Origin of the sequence: Pacificoceanicola algae, assembly GCF_049341065.1 — a bacterium.
Lineage (GTDB): Bacteria > Pseudomonadota > Alphaproteobacteria > Rhodobacterales > Rhodobacteraceae > Pacificoceanicola.
Genome location: NZ_JBMPIX010000068.1, coordinates 1 through 788, shown reverse-complemented (window position 1 = coordinate 788; position 788 = coordinate 1). Strand labels below are relative to the sequence as shown.

The 788-nt window shown below is 59.0% G+C and carries 1 protein-coding gene; it reads left to right on the top strand.

Going from position 1 to position 788, the window contains the following annotated elements; genetic code table 11:
* Positions 1 to 64 precede the first annotated feature (64 nt).
* Positions 65 to 788, top strand: a protein-coding gene (locus tag ACOYQJ_RS26210) for an IS5 family transposase (RefSeq protein ID WP_422908817.1) whose coding sequence is annotated in 2 segments (ribosomal slippage) — positions 65 to 404 and positions 404 to 788 — 725 coding nt annotated over the 2 segments. Because the reading frame shifts where the segments join, the coding sequence is not laid out codon by codon here. This gene is flagged as partial in the annotation.

Sequence of the window (788 nt, the reverse complement as noted above, 5' to 3'; positions counted from 1 at the left end):
CTAGGCCGTGTTGACAAAAGGGATTTCCACCGGGCGCTGATCGTGATTCAAGCTGGTATCTGCAATGGAGAACAACTTGGCACGAGACCTGATGTCGGACGAGGAATGGAGGTTCTTTGAACGCTTCATCCAGGCTGTCCGCGCCCCGAATGGACGCAAACCCACCAACCACCGGCTTGTTCTTGATGGGATTTTCTGGATCGCCCGCACCGGGGCCCCGTGGCGTGACTTGCCCGAAGAGTTTGGAAAATGGTCAAGCGTATACCGGCAATTCCGGCGATGGACGCTGGCGGGGCTCTGGGAGGAAATCATGGAGGCCTTGAACCACAGTGGGGTCGTGCCGGACGCTCTGCAAATGATCGACAGCACCGTGATCCGCGCCCATCATCAGGCTGCGGGCGCTAAAGGGGGACTCCGCGACAGGGTTTTGGCCGCTCAAGAGGTGGCTTCACGACCAAGATCCACCTCCGTGTCAATGCAGCCGGCCTGCCCATGAGAACCGAGATCACGCCAGGCCAGACGTCCGATTACCTGGGGTTCGATCTGGTCATGGCCGACAACCTGCCAGAGCCAAGCGTCCTGTTGGCAGACAGAGGCTATGATGCTGACCGCATTCGGAAAACGATGGAGAGGCGGGACGTGCTTACCCAAATTCCCATGCGCAAATCACGCAGGATGCGGGTCGGTGTCGATCATTCCCTGTATTCCCTGCGCAACCTGGTCGAGCGCTGCTTCAACAAGCTCAAGAACGCCCGTCGCGTCGCAACCCGCTACGACAAAACCGCAGA